General features: G+C 70.4%; 20 protein-coding genes and 1 pseudogene. 14 read left to right on the top strand and 7 right to left on the bottom strand.

From position 1 onward, the window contains the following. The first annotated feature begins 3 nt into the window (after positions 1 to 3). A complete protein-coding gene (locus ACXJKQ_RS19920; protein WP_457107454.1) occupies positions 4 to 309 on the top strand; it encodes a DUF2934 domain-containing protein in 306 nt (101 codons plus the stop codon). Positions 310 to 507: 198 nt separating this feature from the next. Here ACXJKQ_RS19920 and yidD read toward each other — a convergent pair whose 3' ends face one another. Together yidD and ACXJKQ_RS19910 are read right to left on the bottom strand one after the other, a co-directional pair. Further along, positions 508 to 849: a membrane protein insertion efficiency factor YidD gene (yidD, locus tag ACXJKQ_RS19915; RefSeq protein WP_457107453.1), complete on the bottom strand. Its 342-nt coding sequence runs from the start codon at positions 847 to 849 to the stop codon at positions 508 to 510. Positions 850 to 853: 4 nt separating this feature from the next. After that, on the bottom strand, positions 854 to 1297 hold the full coding sequence (locus ACXJKQ_RS19910) for an iron-sulfur cluster assembly scaffold protein (RefSeq protein ID WP_457107452.1): 444 nt from the start codon (positions 1295 to 1297) through the stop codon (positions 854 to 856). A 229-nt stretch (positions 1298 to 1526) separates the two neighbouring features. Here ACXJKQ_RS19910 and folE point away from each other — a divergent pair, with 229 nt between their 5' ends. From folE to ACXJKQ_RS19890, 4 genes are all read left to right on the top strand, one after another. Then, a complete protein-coding gene (gene folE, locus ACXJKQ_RS19905) occupies positions 1527 to 2345 on the top strand; it encodes a GTP cyclohydrolase I FolE (protein WP_457107451.1) in 819 nt (272 codons plus the stop codon). 40 nt (positions 2346 to 2385) lie between these two features. Continuing rightward, positions 2386 to 2808, top strand: coding sequence for a phosphoribosyl-AMP cyclohydrolase (gene hisI / locus ACXJKQ_RS19900; RefSeq protein WP_457107450.1), 423 nt, complete (start codon positions 2386 to 2388; stop codon positions 2806 to 2808). Further along, entirely contained in the window at positions 2805 to 3788 is a 984-nt protein-coding gene (locus tag ACXJKQ_RS19895; RefSeq protein WP_457107449.1) for a patatin-like phospholipase family protein, read from the top strand. Before hisI ends, ACXJKQ_RS19895 begins: the two co-directional genes overlap by 4 nt. A gap of 88 nt (positions 3789 to 3876) precedes the next feature. Further along, entirely contained in the window at positions 3877 to 5448 is a 1572-nt protein-coding gene (locus ACXJKQ_RS19890) for an alkaline phosphatase D family protein (RefSeq protein ID WP_457107448.1), read from the top strand. Between the two features lie 325 nt (positions 5449 to 5773). On the opposite strand, the gene ACXJKQ_RS19885 is transcribed toward ACXJKQ_RS19890, so the two are convergent. Beyond that, entirely contained in the window at positions 5774 to 6205 is a 432-nt protein-coding gene (locus tag ACXJKQ_RS19885; protein WP_457107447.1) for a CBS domain-containing protein, read from the bottom strand. 131 nt (positions 6206 to 6336) lie between these two features. Further along, complete coding sequence (locus ACXJKQ_RS19880; protein ID WP_457107446.1) at positions 6337 to 7158, bottom strand: rhomboid family intramembrane serine protease; 822 nt, start codon at positions 7156 to 7158, stop codon at positions 6337 to 6339. 351 nt (positions 7159 to 7509) lie between these two features. On the opposite strand from ACXJKQ_RS19880, the gene ACXJKQ_RS19875 reads away from it, so the two are divergent. After that, the gene (locus ACXJKQ_RS19875; protein WP_457107445.1) at positions 7510 to 8109 is read left to right on the top strand and encodes a PAS domain-containing protein; all 600 of its coding nucleotides are present in this window, start codon (positions 7510 to 7512) and stop codon (positions 8107 to 8109) included. A gap of 219 nt (positions 8110 to 8328) precedes the next feature. Continuing rightward, positions 8329 to 8967 (top strand): PilZ domain-containing protein, encoded by a 639-nt coding sequence (locus tag ACXJKQ_RS19870; protein WP_457107444.1) that lies wholly within the window; start codon positions 8329 to 8331, stop codon positions 8965 to 8967. Positions 8968 to 8994: 27 nt separating this feature from the next. On the opposite strand, the gene ACXJKQ_RS19865 is transcribed toward ACXJKQ_RS19870, so the two are convergent. Beyond that, the gene (locus tag ACXJKQ_RS19865) at positions 8995 to 9576 is read right to left on the bottom strand and encodes an SCO family protein (RefSeq protein ID WP_457107443.1); all 582 of its coding nucleotides are present in this window, start codon (positions 9574 to 9576) and stop codon (positions 8995 to 8997) included. Positions 9577 to 9681: 105 nt separating this feature from the next. Further along, complete coding sequence (locus tag ACXJKQ_RS19860) at positions 9682 to 10185, bottom strand: PRC-barrel domain-containing protein (RefSeq protein WP_457107442.1); 504 nt, start codon at positions 10183 to 10185, stop codon at positions 9682 to 9684. Between the two features lie 176 nt (positions 10186 to 10361). On the opposite strand from ACXJKQ_RS19860, the gene ACXJKQ_RS19855 reads away from it, so the two are divergent. The 7 genes and pseudogenes from ACXJKQ_RS19855 (at position 10362) to ACXJKQ_RS19825 (ending at position 15129) form a co-directional block, all read left to right on the top strand. Next, the gene (locus ACXJKQ_RS19855) at positions 10362 to 10832 is read left to right on the top strand and encodes a tRNA (cytidine(34)-2'-O)-methyltransferase (RefSeq protein WP_457107441.1); all 471 of its coding nucleotides are present in this window, start codon (positions 10362 to 10364) and stop codon (positions 10830 to 10832) included. Positions 10833 to 11020: 188 nt separating this feature from the next. Continuing rightward, a complete protein-coding gene (locus ACXJKQ_RS19850; protein WP_457107440.1) occupies positions 11021 to 11401 on the top strand; it encodes a nuclear transport factor 2 family protein in 381 nt (126 codons plus the stop codon). 315 nt (positions 11402 to 11716) lie between these two features. Beyond that, positions 11717 to 12708 (top strand): annotated as a pseudogene (locus tag ACXJKQ_RS19845) (protein adenylyltransferase SelO family protein). Positions 12709 to 13358: 650 nt separating this feature from the next. Then, positions 13359 to 14132, top strand: coding sequence for an AraC-like ligand-binding domain-containing protein (locus ACXJKQ_RS19840; protein ID WP_457107439.1), 774 nt, complete (start codon positions 13359 to 13361; stop codon positions 14130 to 14132). A 12-nt stretch (positions 14133 to 14144) separates the two neighbouring features. Further along, the gene (locus tag ACXJKQ_RS19835; RefSeq protein WP_457107438.1) at positions 14145 to 14360 is read left to right on the top strand and encodes a helix-turn-helix domain-containing protein; all 216 of its coding nucleotides are present in this window, start codon (positions 14145 to 14147) and stop codon (positions 14358 to 14360) included. Between the two features lie 166 nt (positions 14361 to 14526). Continuing rightward, positions 14527 to 14754, top strand: a complete 228-nt coding sequence (locus ACXJKQ_RS19830) for a hypothetical protein (RefSeq protein WP_020091174.1) — start codon at positions 14527 to 14529, stop codon at positions 14752 to 14754. A gap of 18 nt (positions 14755 to 14772) precedes the next feature. After that, the gene (locus ACXJKQ_RS19825) at positions 14773 to 15129 is read left to right on the top strand and encodes a hypothetical protein (protein WP_457107437.1); all 357 of its coding nucleotides are present in this window, start codon (positions 14773 to 14775) and stop codon (positions 15127 to 15129) included. On the opposite strand, the gene ACXJKQ_RS19820 is transcribed toward ACXJKQ_RS19825, so the two are convergent. After that, positions 15065 to 15865, bottom strand: an 801-nt coding sequence (locus ACXJKQ_RS19820) for a GNAT family N-acetyltransferase (RefSeq protein WP_457107436.1), incomplete at its 5' end; no start/stop codon positions are given. The genes ACXJKQ_RS19825 and ACXJKQ_RS19820 overlap by 65 nt on opposite strands.

The following is a 15865-nucleotide window of genomic DNA, read 5'->3' as shown; positions in this document are numbered from 1 at the left end:
GTCGTGGACGTCCCCCCCGATTTCCGACCGTCCCCTGAACCTCCGGCGACGGCGCCACAGTCGCACGCCTCCGAGCCCGCCTGCGGGTCGAACGATACCGTCCCCCGGCCTCCCGCCCGATCGGCGGATGCCATCACGTTCGAGGAGATCCGGGAACGCGCCTACGAGCTGTGGGAACGCAACCACCGACCAGAGGGATTCGAGATCGAGTTCTGGCTTCTAGCCGAGCGGGAATTGCGCAAGGAACGGGATCGCCGGAAGGCGGTCGCGGCACCGACGCTGCCGAACGGCGGGACGCGGGTGTCGTAAGGCAGCATCCGCAGCGGTGCCCCCGGACCTCCCACGTAAAGGCCCGACAGAGGGGCAGAGCCCCCTCCGACCCACGTCCTCAACCGAGGATGCGGGTCGGAGACGGTGCGGCGAACGGCGACTTCGAAAGCAGGCCGAGCGCTTCGCTCCGATCTCGGAGCGCGCCGGTTTCACAGGAAGCCGATCAGGACCACCGGGTCATCCGCGTGCATCGGTCCGCGATTCCTCCCCCGTCGCCTCGCAGGCGAACGGGGAAGGTGGCGCCTCGACGCCGCGCCAGCGCGCGTAAGCCCAGGGCCGGTACCACGCCGCTCCCGCGGGAATACACTCCGGGACAAGGTCGATGCCGTGGGTGCCGAGGGGTCCACAGCGGCAGATCCGGGCCAGTCCCATCCAGCCGCCCGGCCAGAGCCCGTGCCGGGCGATGGCCGTGTCGGTGTATTCGGAGCAGCTCGGCCAGTGGCGGCACTGACGGCCGATCAGGCCCGACAGGGTCAGCTGGTAGAGGCGGATCGCCCCATGGGCGGCACGCCGGACCATGCCCTTAGGCGGCCTGCCGCTTGGCGGCGATCTGGTCGAGGGCGTCCACCACCGCGTCGAAGGTCAGGAGTGTCGAGGCGTGGCGCGCCTTGAAGTCCCGCACCGGTTCCAGCACCGCGAGGTCCGCCCAGGTCCCGTCGGGCGCCGGGCCGTTCTCCTTGAGCATGGCCCGCATGGTCTCGCGGACGCCGCGCAGCTCCTCCGCGCTGGCACCGACGACGTGCCGGCCCATCAGGGACGACGAGGCCTGACCGAGGGCGCAGGCCCGGACCTCGTGTGCGAAATCGGCGACCCGGCCGTCATCGCCCAGCACGAGGTCGACCGTCACGGTGGAGCCGCACAGGCGGGAATGGGCGGTGGCGCTCGCATCCGCGTTCTCCAGCCGGCCGAGCCGGGGGATGTCGGCGGCGAGTTCCAGGATACGGCGGTTGTAGATGTCGTCGAGCATCGGGTCCTCGGCTCGGAGGCACAAATCCCATCGGGACGCATCGCGCATTGCGCGTTGCCCCGCGAACGATGATATAGGCCCCCTGCGGCCACTTCGCGAGGAGGCGGGCCGTCGACCAGGGTCGCGCCCACGGCCACGGTGGTTCCCACGGCTGCAGCCATCCCGGGGCGCCGGCTTGAATCCCTTTCGAGCTCGGGATCTTCCCTCGAACGCCCGACGCGATCCGACGATGTATGCCAAGCCCGACAGCACCCCGATGAAGTCCCGCATCGCGCGGGCCGGAGATGCCATGGATGCCGCGCTCAAATCCCTGTCCTATCAGAGCGACGGCCAGGGTTTCGACCGGAAGGCGATCGACGGGCAAGGGCTGAACGGCATGCGCAGTGACATCCGGCCCGTGGATGACGGCCGTCCCGTGGAGATCGCACCGGAGCCGTCCTCCGCCACCCGCGTCCCGGACGGGATCGAGACCGGCCGCCCGAGCCGCGCGGAGGCCGAGGCCGCCGTGCGCACGCTCCTGCGCTGGGCCGGCGACGATCCGACCCGCGAGGGCCTGCTCGACACCCCGGCCCGGGTCACCAAGGCCTACGAGCAGCTGTTCGGCGGCTACGGGATCGATGCTGAGAAGCTGTTGGAGCGCGTCTTCGAGGAGGTCGAGGGCTACTCGGACATCGTGCTGGTGCGCGACATCCCGTTCCACTCGCATTGCGAGCACCACATGGTGCCGTTCATGGGCCTCGCCCACATCGCCTATTACCCGACCCAGGGCGTGGTCGGCCTGTCGAAGCTCGCCCGCGTGGTCGACACCTTCGCCCGCCGCCTGCAGACGCAGGAGACGATGACCGCCCAGATCGCCGACGTGATCGAGAGCATCCTCAAGCCCCGCGGCGTCGCCGTGATGGTGGAGGCCGAGCATCTCTGCATGGCGATGCGCGGCGTCCAGAAGGCCGGCGTCTCCACCATCACCAGCCAGTTCCGCGGCGTCTTCAAGGACAATGCCAACGAGCAGGTCCGCTTCCTGACCCTGGCGCGCGGCGGCGCCAAGTAGTCTACTGCACGCCCAGAGTCGGGGACCCGTCCGCCACGCCATGACCGCGCGCGACATCGCTTTCGATCCCCCCGGCCCCCGCGCCGAGGTCGAGGAGGGCGCGGCCTTCACGCCCCGCTTCGACCGCGACGGGCTCGTCGCCTGCATCGCCGTGGACGCGCGGGACGGGCAGGTCCTGATGCTCGCCCACATGAACGCCGAGTCGCTGGCGCGCACCCTCGAGACCGGCGAGGCCTGGTACTGGTCGCGCTCGCGCCAGGAACTCTGGCACAAGGGCGCGACCAGCGGCCAGATCCAGCGCATCGTCGAGATGCGGGTCGATTGCGACCAGGACGCGCTGCTGATCCGCGTCGATGTCGGCGGCGATGGCGGCTGCTGCCACACCGGCCGCCGGGACTGCTTCTATCGCAGCGTCGTCCGGGAGGCGGACGGCCAGGTCGCCCTGAAGGCCGCCGGGACATGAGCCCGACCCTTGCCACGCGCTGGCAAGAGTGTCCCGCCGTCTCCCATTTCCTGCCCGGCACCGTGGAGCCGGTCCGGCCGCCGCCCAGCGCCGGCCCGCGGGTCGGCCTCGCGCTTGGCGGCGGCTCGGCCCGGGGCTGGGCGCATATCGGGGTCATCCGTGCCTTGGAGGAAGGCGGCATCCATCCCACCGTGGTGGCGGGCTGCTCCATCGGCGCGGTGGTCGGCGCCTGCTACGCGGCGGGGCGCCTCGACCGGCTCGAAGCCTTCGCCCGGGCGCTGACCCGGCGCCGGGTGGTCGGGCTCATCGACCCGCGGCTGCCAGGCTCCGGCCTGATCGCCGGCAACCGCCTGCGCCAGCGGCTCGCCGCGGATCTCGGTGCGCGCCGCATCGAGACCCTGCCGATCCGCTTCGGCTGCGTCGCCACCGAGTACGGCACGGGCGACGAGGTCAGCCTCACCGAGGGGCCGGCGGTGGACGCGGTGCGCGCCTCCTACGCGATCCCCGGCCTGTTCCCGCCCGTCGCCCACGCGGGCCGCGTGCTGATGGACGGGACCCTGGTCAACCCGGTGCCGGTGGCGCTCGCCCGGTCGCTCGGCGCCGACCTGGTCATCTGCGTGAACCTCAACGGCGACACCGGCGGCCCGGTCGTGCGCGAGGCGCCGCATCCGGCCCCGCGCCGGGGCTTCCTGCAGCTGGTCCGCGGGCGCCTGCCTGGCTTCGAGCGCGCGGAGCCTGAGATCGCCGTGCCGGGCATCGCCCGGGTGGTGCTCGACGCCTTCAACACCACCCAGGACCGGATCTCGCGGGCGCGGCTGGAGCGCGACCCGCCGGACGTGGCCATCGGCCCGGATCTCGGCGCCTTCGGGCTGTTCGATTTCCACCGCGCCGCGGAGGGCATCGCCCTCGGGCACCGGGCCGCCCGGGCCGCCCTGCCCCGGATCCACGCCGTGCTGGAAGGGGCCGCGGCGCGGGCATGAGGTTGCCGGGACGGGATCCGGCGGCCCCGCCCGTCATCCGGCTGTCGCGCCCACCTGCCATGGCCCCCGGCACGCTGGAGGGCTTCCAATGTCTACGAGTCGCCGTCAGATCCTTCTGTCCGGAGGCGCGGGCCTCGTCGGTCTCGCCTCCGGCCTCGGACGGCCCGGCCTGAGCCGTGCCGCCGACCGGCCGATCCTGACCCACGGCCTCCAGTCGGGCGATGTCGGCACCGACTCGGCGGTGGTCTGGGCACGCTCCGACCGGCCCGCCCGGGCGATCATCGAGTGGGCGACCACCGAGAGCTTTTCCGACATCCGCGGCGGCGTCTTCGCCCATGCCCTGCCGGAGACCGACGGCACCGTGAAGGTGGCGCTGACCGGGCTTCCGGCCGGGCAGGACGTGTTCTACCGTGTCCGCCTCGCGGACGTCGCCGCGCCGACGATCGTCGGGCCGGCTCAGGTCGGGCGGTTCCGCACCGCGCCGGCGGACCGGCGCTCGGTGTCATTCTGCTGGTCGGGCGACACGGCGGGCCAGGGCTGGGGCATCGATGAGGCCCGCGGCGGCATGACGATCTATTCCGCCATCCTGAAGAACCGGCCGGACTTCTTCATCCATTCCGGCGACACGATCTACGCCGACGGGCCGATCCAGTCCGAGGTGACGCTCCCCGACGGCAGCCTATGGCGCAACCGGGTCACCGAGGAGGTGGCCAAGCCCGCCGAGACGCTCGCGGAGTTCCGGGGCCGCCACAAATACAATCTCACCGACCGGAACGTGCTGGCGATGAACGCCGCCGTGCCGATCCTCGCGCAGTGGGACGACCACGAGGTCACCAACAACTGGTGGCCGGGCGAGCCCCTCACCCGAGCCGAGCACCTCAAGAAGAAGTACACGGACCCGAACGTCCTGGCCCTGCAGCTGCGGGCGGCGAAGGCGTTCCACGAATACATGCCGATGCGCTTCGAGCCGGCCGAGCCCGGCCGGGTCTACCGCAAGATCGGCTACGGCCCGCTGGTCGACGTGTTCATGCTCGACATGCGCTCCTACCGGGGGCCGAACGGCGAGAACCGGCAGGCGGCCTACGGGCCGGACGCCTACTTCCTCGGGCCGCAGCAGATCGCGTGGCTGAAGCGGGCGCTGCTCGAATCCCGCGCCACCTGGAAGGTGATCGCCGCCGACATGCCCCTCGGCCTCGTGGTGACCTACGACGTCGACCGCAACTTCGGCTCGGAGGCGGTGGCGCAGGGCGACGGGCCGCCCCTCGGGCGCGAACTGGAGATCGCCGACCTGCTGCGCTTCATCAAGAGCGCGGGGGTCCGCAACACGGTCTGGCTGACGGCCGACGTGCACTACACGGCCGCCCATTACTACGACCCCGACAAGGCGCAGTTCCAGGATTTCGACCCGTTCTGGGAGTTCGTCTCTGGTCCGCTGCACGCGGGCACGTTCGGGCCGAACGCCCTCGACAACACGTTCGGGCCGCAGTTGCGCTTCGTGAAGGCGCCCGACAAGGGGCAGGTGAACCTGTCGCCRGCGGCGGGCTACCAGTTCTTCGGGCACGTGGCGGTGGACGGCGCCACCGAGCAGATGACCGTGACCCTCAAGGACGCGGCCGACGCCGACCTCTGGCACGTCACGCTCGATCCCGTGAAGGCCTGAGGGCGGACAAACCTCCCTCCTCTCCCCCTGGTGGCTGCGGGCGATGCAGGTTTGGGGCGCACCGTTGATGTAGGGGCGCAACAGGCCCCCTCTCCCGAGCGGGAGAGGGTTGGGGTGAGGGAGGAGAAGTCTCCAGATGGAGCACGGTGCTGATGCGCCGACAAGGCGCGCCTCGTTCTGAAAGTTCTCGTCCCTCACCCTGTCCCGCTCCCGCACGGGAGAGGGGACCCGCGCCACTTCAGGCTGGCGGATGGGCCTGCTGAGACCTCAGACCTGCATAGCCCAGCTCGTAGCCCTCGTGGGGAGGGAGAGCCGCAGCCCGCCGCTACGCCATCGTGATGTAGTCGCGCAGGGCCTGGTGCTCGGCCTCGACGGTGGCGATCTTGCGCGCCACCACGTCGCCGATGGAGACGAGACCGATCAGCCGTCCGTCCTCGCAGACCGGCACGTGGCGGAAGCGGCCCTCGGTCATCAGCGTCATGACCTCCTCGATCGTCGTGCTCCGCCCGCAGGTGGTGACGTTCCCGGTCATGTGGGCGGAGACCGGCGCGTCGAAGGCCGAGCCCCCATGGCCGGCCAGCGCCCGCATGATGTCCCGCTCGGAGATGATGCCGGCCACCGACCCGTCGTCATGGGCCACCACCAGGGCGCCGATCCGCTTGTCGGCGAGGATCTGGATCACCTCCTCGAGGGTCTTCTGGGGGCTCACGGTGACGACGGAGCTGCCCTTCTCGGCGAGGATGCGTGCGACGTTCATGGCTCTCTCCCTTGTGACGCGTCCGATGCGCCGCCAGCCCGCGGCGCCCGTGCTGCGCTGCCGTCCGGGTAGGCCCCGGCTCCTTCACATTGTGGCGAGTGTGTGACCGATCCGTCCGATTGGCAAGGTGCTCAGTGCCGGCGCGGCTCCCGCGGATCGACGAGGGGAAACAGCAGGAATCCCGCAATGAAGCCGCCCAGATGCGCGTCCCAGGCGATCGCGGCGTTCTCGCCAACCAGCGGCATGCTGACGAGGCCGAAGAGCAGGTTGGTCAGGAGCCAGATCACCAGGAACGAGACCGCCGTCCGGTTGCGCAGCAATTCGGGGATCGTCTCGGCGGGTCGGTGCGGCGGCACCTGCCAGGCCGGAACGCCGTAACCGGAGACCGGCGGCTGAAACACGAAGCGGGCGGCCGCCGCCATCAGGGCCGAGATCCCCGCGGAGGCGCCGACCAGCGGCCCCGCGCTCAGGGGATCGATCAGGATGTGGAGCAGGCCGCCGGCCGCCGTGCCGGCCAGGGCGAGCACGGTCCAGCGCAGGGCGCCGCAACGGCGCGCCACCGGCGCCCCGAAGGCCGCGAGCCAGACGCTGTTGAAGATCACGTGCATCCACGAGCCGTGCAGCAGCGCGTAGGTGACGAGTGTCCAGGGCTGGAGCGCGTGCTCGCCGACGATGTAGCGGGCGAAAGCCTCGCGGGCCGCCTCCAGGCTCGGATCGCCCGTGTCGGCAGCCGCGCGGATCACCTCGGAGGCCCGGCCGGGATCGAACCAGACGGTCCAGCGTGCCGGGACCAGGGCGAGATCGAGGACGAGGCGGATGTCCCAGGTGTCCGGCAGCAGGAACTCGCGGACCGCCTGGATCGCCAGCAGCAACCCGATCACGAGGGTGACAACACCCGGCATGTTGAAGACGGGCACGCGGCTCTGCCGCGGGAATTCGGGGGAGGCATCCATCGCGCCACCATGTCGGGGCGCGGGGCGGCGGGGCAAGCCCCGGCGACGTATTGAAGCTCGCGAAGATCCGACGGTGTCGCCGGTCTTCCGAAGGCCTGAATACACCGCCGTGACCGCTCATTCGCGACGACCGTCGGCCTGCTGCGGGCGGCCCGGCGATTGTCTCGCCGGCAGCGACGCGGTACGCCCCGGCGGCGAATCGCCTCCCGGAGCGGCGATGGGCGGGGCGCTCACGGCCGGCACGGCCCGTGCGCTCAGACGCGGTGAGCGCCCGGATCGGCCGGCCACACCCGTGTGGATGTGCCGGAATGATCCGGGGATGAACCACAGGCGTTGAGAATCGGGACACCGATGAAGCATCCCACCAGCCGCATGCTCCATGCCTACTGGGAGCGCCTGCGCGGAGAACGGGCCGCGCCGGAGCGCGCCGAGATCGAGCCGGGGGAAATCCGGCACCTTCTCGCCGACAGTCTGATCCTGGAACTCGACATGCCCGCGCGCTCCGCGACCATCCGGCTCGCGGGTACGCGGGTCTGCGCCCTGTACGGCCGGGAACTGAAGGGCGAGCCCTTCGCCCGACTGTGGGGCTCGCAGGCGCCGGACCCCTGGCGGATCGTGGAGATCGTCGCCAGCGACACCCTGGGGGTCGTGGCAGGCCTGCGGGGCCTCAACGCCGCCGGCGAGGCGGCGGACCTCGAACTCCTGCTCCTGCCCCTGCGCCATCGCGGCCGAACGCAGGTCCGCGCCCTCGGGACCCTGAGCCTCGACGGCGCGCCGCACTGGCTCGGCCTGCGCCCCCTCGTGCAGGCCGAGACCGCCTCCCTGCGGATCCTCCCCAGCCGCCGGCCAGAGGCGATGCCGCCCGCCCGCGCCGCCGTGCGCACGAGCGCCGGCTATCCCGGGCCGGTGCGCCACGGCCACCTCCTGGTCCACGCCGGCGGTCGCGTTTGAACACTGTATTCGTACGGGATCATGACGGTCCTGCCGATCGAAGGGCCGCCGGCGCCCGAAAAAGTCTTCGGTGCGCAAGTCAATCACGCCCGGCGCAGCTGAACCCGATAGTGAATGCTTCTACAGGGTCGATACAGGCTGAAGCAGGAAAAAAGGGTTTCGTAACAGTCCCAGGCTAGTCTGCACCGGCCCTCATCCTGGCGTAGGACTAATCTCGGAATGATCGCGGTCGAGGCAGCCGCCGGAATGGATCGACATGGGGCGCTCGAGCCGGCACGCGGTGCGGCCGACCAGCGGCGCCACCAGCGCGTGCGGGTCGCCGTGCTCGGCCGATTCATGCTGGCCGACCGGCGGGAATTTCCCTGTCAGACGGTGGACATGTCGCCGGGCGGCGTGCGGCTGACCTGCGCGGTGCAGGGCGAGATCGGCGAGCGCGTGGTGCTCTACCTCGAGCATATCGGCCGGATCGAGGGCGTGATCGCCCGTACCTGCGCGGACGGTTTCGCGGTCCAGCTCAACGCCACGCCGCGCAAGCGCGACAAACTCTCTTCCCAGCTCACCTGGCTCGCCAACCGCGAGATGCTGGGCCTGCCGGAGGGCCGCTCGCACGAGCGCCTCGTGCCGACCAATACGGCGGTGACCTTGCGCCTCGAGAGCGGCCGCGAGATCAAGGCGCGCCTCATCGACATCTCGATGTCGGGCGTCGCGATCTCCTGCCTTGTGCCGGTGCCGCTCGGTGCCGCCGTCACGGTGGGCAGCACGCCGGGGCGGCTGGTTCGCTACTTCGAGGGCGGCTTCGGCGTGCAGTTCCTGCTGCCGCTCTCCCCCGACCGCTTCCATGCCGGGATGACGCTGTAGGGCATCGTGCATGCGGCCCTTGGTCGATCAGACCTTCCTGGCGAGCTGTGCGGCGACGTCCTGCGCCGGCCGGTTCAGGTCGAGGGCGCCGAGAAAGCGGTTCTGGGCGTCCATGATGTAGACCAGCGCGGTGTGCTCCATCGTATAGTCGCCGTCCTTGCCGGGAACCTTGCGGGCGAAGGCGCGGTACGCCTTCTCGGCCGCGGTGACCTGATCGGGGCTGCCGGTGAGGCCGGTGATGCGCGGGTCGAAGCTCGACAGATAGGTCTTCAGGCTCGCCGGATCGTCGCGCTCGGGATCGACGGTGATGAATGCGACCCGCAGCGCCTTGCCCTTCGGTCCGAGGGCGACCAGCACGTCCGAGATCTGCTGCAGGGTGGTCGGGCACACGTCCGGGCAGTGGGTGAAGCCGAAGAACACAAGGTGCGTCGCGCCGGCGAAGTCCCGCTCGGTGACGGTGCGCCCGTCCTGATCCACCAGGGTGAACGGGCCGCCGACTCCGGGCACGCCGACCGGCGCCTTCTCGGGCAGGAACGCGAACACCGCCGCCCCGGTGAGGCCGAGGAGACCGAGGCAGAAGGCGAGGAGCGGGATCAGGGCGCGGCGCATGGACGGGTTTCCGACCTCCGGAGGGGCCGGCACAGCACACAACGACGCGCGGAGGCAAGCCGGCGTGGTGCCGCCGGCAAACCGGGGTCGCGCCGGCGCGGGCCGCTACGGCTTCTGCGCCGGCTCCCCGGCGGGGCTGGCCGGAGCGGCGCCCTTGGGCGGCTCCTTGCCGAGATAGACGTATTCCGGCGCGGCGCGGAGCTGGTCCTTGGTCGTGTCGATGCGCGCCTGAAGGGTCTTGTCGTCGGTGCGGTCGAGCTTGAGAACGGACGGATCGACCGCGACGTATTTCGAGCCGATCCCCAGGAACCCGCCGACCCCGATGATCCAGGCCTTCACGGCACCCTTCTGGTCGAGGACGAAGTCGGCGATCTGCCCGATCGTCTCGTTGGCGCCGTTGACGACGCTCGAGCCGATCAGCTTGCTGGCCACCATGTCGTCGGGGGCCTGGGCCACGAAGGTCGGCCGCAGGCTGTCGGCCATGGTGGCGGGCGCGGCGGGGACCGGGGTCGCTGCGCCGCCGCCGTCCGGCTTGGTGCCGTCCGTCTGCGCCGAGGCGGTGGCGAGGCCGGCCAGCAGGAGGGCCGAGGCGAGGAGCGGGAGGCGCATCGGAGCAGGTCTTTCGGACGGGGCCGCGAACGAGGGTGGCGCCGCCTCAAGGTTCCGGCGGGGCTTAAGTTCCGTGCCGTCTCACCGGGCGACGCGGCGGCGCGGCGGTTTGCGGGCTGAGCGTCGGCCCCGAGGCCTTTGACGGCGCGGCGCCCGGCCCCCACAAGGCCCGGGCCATGCTGCATCTCGCCCTCTACCAGCCCGACATCCCCCAGAACACCGGCACGATGCTGCGCATGGCGGCCTGCCTGGGTCTGGCGGTGGAGATCGTGGAGCCGGCGGGCTTCGATGTCTCGGACCGGCACCTGCGCCGCTCCGGCCTCGACTATCTCGACCACGTGGCGATTACCCGGCACCGCGCCTTCGCGGCCTTCGAGGGGTGGCGGGCGGAGGCCGGGATCCGGCTCGTCCTCGCCACGACGGCCGGCGCCCTGCCCTACACGGACTTCGCCTTCCGCCCGGGCGATTGCCTGATGGTCGGGCGCGAATCCGCCGGCGTGCCGGAGGCGGTGCATGCGGCGGCGGACGCCCGGATCGTGGTGCCGATCCGTCCGGGCCTGCGCTCCCTCAACGTCGCGGTGGCGGCCGCGATGATCGTCGGCGAGGCCCTGCGGCAGGTAGGCGGGCCGTCGCGGCCGGGGATTTAGATTCCGAACGCGGCCAGCTTGGCCGCTCGACCGACGGGTTTCGACTCAGAAACGACGTTGGCCGTGGCTTGCCCGAGGCTCCAAAGCAGGCGTGCGTCGCGCTGCGGTCTCTGCGGCTGACTGCGCGTGCTTCCATAGCAGGCCGCTCGAAGCGCGCGTAAAGCTAAAAAAGACGAGGGAGGTCCTCCATGAACGATCAGGAGATCAAACACGCTCTCGACCGGCATTGGGCCGCCTCTGACGCTGATGATTTCGAGGAAGAGCACCGGATCTATCGCGACGACGCCGTGCTTGAATATCCTCAATCCGGCGAGCGCATCAGTGGGCGCCGTAACATCCAGGCGTCTCGTACGGCGCAACCCAACAAGAAACGTTTTGCCGTGCGACGGATCGTCGGCTCTGGAGATCTGTGGGTGACGGAGTACGTGCTCATGTATGACGGCAAGCCGTCCTACACGGTGAGCATCATGGAGTTTCGTGACGGGAAAGTCGTTCGGGAAACGCAATATTTCGGCGATCCATTCGCCCCGGGAGAGTCACGTTCGCAGTGGGTTGAGCGAATGGTCTGACTTCGAGCCTCGGGCGGGCAGCGGGAACCGCCGAGAAGCGAAGGTCCGCTTTCCGGATCCGGCGGGCGACAGCAGACGAGCAGATATCCACCCTGTCCCAACCTTCGCACGGCCAAGCTGAGCGGGTGCACACGCTCGGACGCTGACAGCCCTGTCGCCGAGCGCACCTGCGCGCGCAGCCTCATGCGCCCGTGGCGCCACGCCGGAGGCCGCACCGCCGCCTTCCGCGCGCGAGCCGGACCGCGGCAATGGATCCCGTCTCGAGGGTTTGGTCAGAGAGGGATCACACCCGATCAGACCCGAGAGACGCGCCGCATGGACGACACCGCCTTCAAGCCCTCCCGGCGCCACGCGGATCTCGGGCCTGCCTTCTTCGATCCGGTCACCCCGGCCCGCTTCCCGCAGACGATCCTGCGCTACCGCAATCAGGCCTGGGCGGGGCGGGGCGGCCTCGGCGGCCTTTCGGCGGCGGCCGCGGCTTCCTGTTCGCGCAGCTGCATGACCGCATGGACGGGCGCCTCCTCGACCTCGGCACACCTGGAGGACGTGGTCGCCCGGATCGCCCCGATGGGCGCGCAATGTGCGGCGGCCGTCTTCGTCCACGGCCTGCTCCACAGCGACAACATCAATGTCACCGGCGAGAGCTTCGATTACGGCCCTTGACGCTTCCTGGAGCATATCGACCCGGACTTCACGGCGGCCTATTTCGACGAGACCGGGCTCTACAGCTTCGGCCGCCAGCCGGAGGCCCTGTCCTGGGACCTCGCCCGGCTCGCCGACTGCCTGCTGACGCTGGCGCTCGCGCCTCGGATCCGCCCTCTCGGGCTTCGGCCCGGCCCTGCAGGCGGCGTTCGCCGAGGCCCTGTTCCGCCGGCTGGGCCTCGCCGCGGCGCCGCAGCCGGAGACCGAGCGGCTAATCTCGGCGGTTCTTCGCCGAGACGCGGGCACCCTTCGAGCGGTTCTCCCTCGACTGGTACGGGGGCCTCGCCAGCGCCAGGCGGGCGGAGGCGGGACCGGCCGCCGCGCCGTACAGGTCCGAGGTCTTCGCGCCGGTTCGGGCCGCGCTGGAGCCCCTCGCGCCTCCCCCGGGCGCGCGGCTCGACCATCCTTACTTCGCGGAGGCGCCCTGCATGCTCCTGATCGACGAGGTGGAGGCGTTGTGGGCGCCGATCGCCGCGGCGGATGACGGATCCCTGTTCGAGACCAAGCTCGCAGGGGTCGCCCGGATGGCCGAGGCCTGCGGGATGTCGCCCGCCTCGGCCAGAGCGGCCTCTTCCTCGGCGAGCCGCCGACGCTCCTCGGCATAGCCCCCCGCGATGGCGAGGTCGACCAGGCGCCGGGTCAGCCGGAAGGCCAGCCAGAACAGGGCGAGGCAGAGAAGCGTCGCGGCGGCGGCCTTGAGCGGGTCCACGGGATTCTCCGTTGGTGTCTCCTGATGCGTGAGGCCACATAGGGCCGCGGGCGGTTGCGAGGCAATCGGACTCGGTTCCAAGACAGACGTCCGGTCCTTCCTCGAAGCCCGGGGATGACCGGCTCTCTCCGAATCCGCACCGTCCCGGAGGCCGACCGGCGTGCCGGGATCATTCCGCCCCAGGATTGGAAGTTCGCCAGCGCGGAGTTCCGTTCGGCGAGTGTCGCGGATCTGGACCGTGTACCCCTTCACAACCTCTCGGGCCGACCCGCAGGGTACGTTCAGACTGGGACAAGATCACTTTCTCGTGTTTAACGCGAGAGGCGATCTGAGATACGGGCCAGAATGACTCGAGCCACAATTAATACTGATAAATACAAAATAATATAGCTGCGCTGAATCTTTTGCCAAAATCAAATTTTATATCCCCTCAATATGATCTTTATATAAATTATTTTGCGATCATCGACCGCACGAAAATTAAATCTTATGGACAATCAACCTATAGAAACGTATTATCTCTTCGGCTCCCGCTCTGAAACACGAATGAAACCGTTTTTCTCGACCGATGAAGTCCATTCCAAGATTGCGTTCCGACGTTGGGGGGAAATGGTCTGCGAACGCTTGGCACCCGCCGCGTTGCAGATCGATGACGCCGGCCACTTCCGGGGCAAGCTTGAGGTCACCAGTATCGGCGCCGTACCGATCTCGCACCTCGCCTACACAGACCTGCGGACGGAAGCGACAGCCGACATGGTCCGGCGGAGCCGTCGGGACAATAAAGTCTATGCCATCCTGAGGCTTTCCGGGAACGCTACCTATCAGCAGTGCGACCAGGAGGCGAAGACCCGGCCCGGTGATCTCGTCGTCCTCAATGCGCGTCCGACCGTCTGCATGATGGACAAGAACAGTTCGCTGTTGCTGGATCTGCCGCGTGAGCGCCTGGAAAACGTTCTGGGTCCGTCCAGGCTGTTCAGCGCTCTCACAATTAGCGCGGATCTCGCCTCCACGAAGCTGACAAGTACCTATTTCCGAGAGCTTGTCCGGGTGGGTGACCAGCTCACCCCCGAGGCAGCCGCGCGCATGGCGTCGATCGGGATCGACCTGATCGTGGCGAGCCTTGCGGAGCGGCTCGCGCAGGAGGTGCCGCGCTCCACCCACGGTGCCGTCACGGTTCAACGCGCCAAAGCTTATATCGAGGCAAACCTGAATGATCAGACCCTCGACCCGCCACGGCTCGCCGCCGCAGTCGGCGTGTCGCTGCGCCGCCTTCAGGAACTGTTCCACGAGCACGGCCGGCACATCTCCGACTACATCTGAGAGCGCCGCCTGGTGGTCGCGGCCAAGCGCCTGACCGATCCCGCTTGCGCCCACCTGTCGATCGGCATGCTGGCCTACGGAACYGGCTTCGCCAGCCAGGCCCACTTCGCCCGCCGCTTCAAGGAGCGCCACGGCCTGACGCCAACGGAGTTCCGGCTGGCGTCCCGGCAGAACGCGCCCGATGCGCGGCCCCGGGGGCGACCGGCGCCGATTCAGGGGCTGGGTTGACCGCAAGGGCGTCGGCGCGTCCCTGGGTCGCCTTCCGAAACGTCTGCAGACCGTGTTGATCGAGGGCGGCCGGCGACCGCGGCGCCGGAAGTCGGATCGTGCTATGGCGCCCGCGGCCGGACCACGCGGTCCGGCGCCCGGATGCCCCTCGATCAGGCGGATGCCCTTGCGCGAGACCTTCCACATCGAAGTCCTTGGACCGGAGCCGGACGAGATCCAGACGCGGATCTCCGTGCGGGTCGGCAGCCTGGAGAGTGCGCAGGAGCGGGCTCTGCGCCTGTTCGCCCGCGCGCGGGTGCCGCAACGCTCGGGCGAGCCGGCCGAGGCCGTCCGGGTGATCGACGGTGCCGGCCGCGAGGTGTTCTATCGCACGCGCTTCGACGCGGGGGATTGAGGCACGCGGACACCGCCGATGCGCACTGCCCTGATCCTGCCGGTCCTGCTGCTCGCGGCCTGTGCGCTGTTCCTGCGCAGCTACACGCTGCCGCCGGCCCCCGACCGCCGGGGTGGCACCACGCTGTTGCTGACCTGGCCGAACCGGCCGGCCTTCGGCAGCCCCCGGGCCGACTGCCTCGACGGGCCGCCGGACGGGCCGGTCCTGCCCTGCCTGATCGCCTCCGTCGCCCGGGCCCGCGACGACGGGTACACGCTGCTGCAGCTGCCGTTCTGCGCGACCTGCTACGCCCTGTCCGGGCGGATCGCCGTCATGGGCCGCGACGCGGCGGCGACGCGGGGGCGGCTGGAGCAGATCGCCCGCTTCGGATGGTGAGGCGCGCCCGGGCGACGCGCTCCCGGGCCCGCTCCAGGATCCGGGCGACCGGGAACAGGGGATCGCGCCCCGCCTCGACCAGGAGATGGGCGATCGGCCGGCGCTCCGTCCAGAAGGTGGTCCCGAGGGCGAAATCCGGCGGCGCGCAGGAATCGATCCGGTCGACCGGCCAGTCGCCTGCGGCCACCGCCTCGGTCAGCCGGTGGACGAGCTGGATGCCCGGCGCGGTCTCGGGCCGGGTCTCGTCGTTGGCGATCTTCAGGACCCAGGCCTCCCGGCCGGTCACCGGCAGGACCAGGGAGGCCAGGAGACGCTCCCCGCGGCACAGGCGGGCGATGCGCACGCCGTCCGCGGCGCCGAGATCGGCCAGGGCGGCGCGCAGGAAGGCGATCTCCGCCGGCCGCTGCGCCAGGCTCGTGCCGGCCTGACCCTTCCAGCCGGCGGCCTCCAGGTCGACGTGGGCGTCGAGGGCCGGGCCGAGGGATTCGGGCGCGGCGAGGATCTCGAAGGTCACGGGCCCCGCCGCCTCGAGGCGCGCGCGGGCGCGGCGCAGCTTGCGGCGGCGCTGACCGGAGAGGTGCCCGAGATAGGAGGCCCGCGCCTCCGGCCCGAGCCCGGTCAGGTCGAGCAGGCCGCGGTCGTGCGGCCAGTAGGCGGCGCGGCGCCCGCCATGCGCCGCGAGGCGCTCCGCCAGGGCACCGCCGGTCGGAGCGTTCGGCAGGAGGAGGCGCGGCGG

Source organism: Methylobacterium sp. P5_C11, from assembly GCF_054049775.1.
Note: the sequence above shows the minus strand (reverse complement) of the source record. Positions and strands in the feature narration are given on the sequence as shown.

What these genes read in the sequence shown, in the direction of transcription:
- yidD (WP_457107453.1), bottom strand. Translation starts at nt 849, where the DNA reads ATGGTCCGGCGTGCCGCCCATGGGGCGATCCGCCTCTACCAGCTGACC.
- ACXJKQ_RS19910 (WP_457107452.1), bottom strand. Translation starts at nt 1,297, where the DNA reads ATGCTCGACGACATCTACAACCGCCGTATCCTGGAACTCGCCGCCGAC.
- folE (WP_457107451.1), top strand. Translation starts at nt 1,527, where the DNA reads ATGTATGCCAAGCCCGACAGCACCCCGATGAAGTCCCGCATCGCGCGG.
- hisI (WP_457107450.1), top strand. Translation starts at nt 2,386, where the DNA reads ATGACCGCGCGCGACATCGCTTTCGATCCCCCCGGCCCCCGCGCCGAG.
- ACXJKQ_RS19895 (WP_457107449.1), top strand. Translation starts at nt 2,805, where the DNA reads ATGAGCCCGACCCTTGCCACGCGCTGGCAAGAGTGTCCCGCCGTCTCC.
- ACXJKQ_RS19885 (WP_457107447.1), bottom strand. Translation starts at nt 6,205, where the DNA reads ATGAACGTCGCACGCATCCTCGCCGAGAAGGGCAGCTCCGTCGTCACC.
- ACXJKQ_RS19880 (WP_457107446.1), bottom strand. Translation starts at nt 7,158, where the DNA reads ATGGATGCCTCCCCCGAATTCCCGCGGCAGAGCCGCGTGCCCGTCTTC.
- ACXJKQ_RS19875 (WP_457107445.1), top strand. Translation starts at nt 7,510, where the DNA reads ATGAAGCATCCCACCAGCCGCATGCTCCATGCCTACTGGGAGCGCCTG.
- ACXJKQ_RS19870 (WP_457107444.1), top strand. Translation starts at nt 8,329, where the DNA reads ATGATCGCGGTCGAGGCAGCCGCCGGAATGGATCGACATGGGGCGCTC.
- ACXJKQ_RS19865 (WP_457107443.1), bottom strand. Translation starts at nt 9,576, where the DNA reads ATGCGCCGCGCCCTGATCCCGCTCCTCGCCTTCTGCCTCGGTCTCCTC.
- ACXJKQ_RS19860 (WP_457107442.1), bottom strand. Translation starts at nt 10,185, where the DNA reads ATGCGCCTCCCGCTCCTCGCCTCGGCCCTCCTGCTGGCCGGCCTCGCC.
- ACXJKQ_RS19855 (WP_457107441.1), top strand. Translation starts at nt 10,362, where the DNA reads ATGCTGCATCTCGCCCTCTACCAGCCCGACATCCCCCAGAACACCGGC.
- ACXJKQ_RS19850 (WP_457107440.1), top strand. Translation starts at nt 11,021, where the DNA reads ATGAACGATCAGGAGATCAAACACGCTCTCGACCGGCATTGGGCCGCC.
- ACXJKQ_RS19840 (WP_457107439.1), top strand. Translation starts at nt 13,359, where the DNA reads ATGAAACCGTTTTTCTCGACCGATGAAGTCCATTCCAAGATTGCGTTC.
- ACXJKQ_RS19825 (WP_457107437.1), top strand. Translation starts at nt 14,773, where the DNA reads ATGCGCACTGCCCTGATCCTGCCGGTCCTGCTGCTCGCGGCCTGTGCG.